General features: G+C 44.0%; 1 protein-coding gene. It reads left to right on the forward strand.

Annotated features, from left to right (window positions below; all coding sequences use genetic code 11):
• Nucleotides 1-507: phosphatidylglycerophosphatase A (gene pgpA / locus R7Q48_RS27130; RefSeq protein ID WP_005482983.1), on the forward strand; the 507-nt coding region annotated here is incomplete at its 5' end.
• Nucleotides 508-736: the final 229 nt, after the last annotated feature.

Here is a 736-nt window from a genome sequence, read left to right on the forward strand (position 1 = left end):
ATGACCAACCCTCTTTCTCTGATCTCATTAAAGAACCCGTGGCATTTGTTGGCGACGGGGTTTGGCAGTGGTTTGTCGCCAGTAGTTCCTGGAACAATGGGGACGCTTGCTGCGGTTCCGTTTTTTCTGTTGTTGGCGCAGCTGCCATTTCCGGCTTATGTCGTTGTGGTATTACTTTCGTGCGTGATTGGCATCAAAATCTGTCAAGTCACGTCAGATGATATGAAGGTGCATGATCACGGTTCAATTGTATGGGATGAGTTTGCGGGCTTTTGGATCACCATGAGTATTGTACCAGCCCTGAATATTCCTATCACGGAATGGAAATGGTTGTTGACGGGTTTCATTCTTTTCCGCTTTTTCGATATGGTCAAACCGTGGCCAATAGGTTGGTTAGACAAACGCATCCATGGCGGGCTTGGCATTATGCTCGATGATATTGTGGCGGGGATTATGGCGGGTATTGCTTTGTTTCTCGTTGCAAAGTATGCGGGTTGGATGAGTTAGTACCTCACCTATCACTCGAAGAACAACAAGAATTAAAAAGGGATGCCAATGGCATCCCTTTTTGCTATTTAATTGCTTACTTCGCAAGGTATTCCGCAATGGATTTTTCAATCCCTTTTGCGTCTAAACCAAGTTCTTCGTGAAGTTCTTCTTGAGTACCTTGATGGATGAATTTATCAGGTAAACCAAGGTTGAGTACTGGTTTGATGATTTTTTCTTTCATCATAAA

Source organism: Vibrio sp. 378 (genome assembly GCF_033339435.1).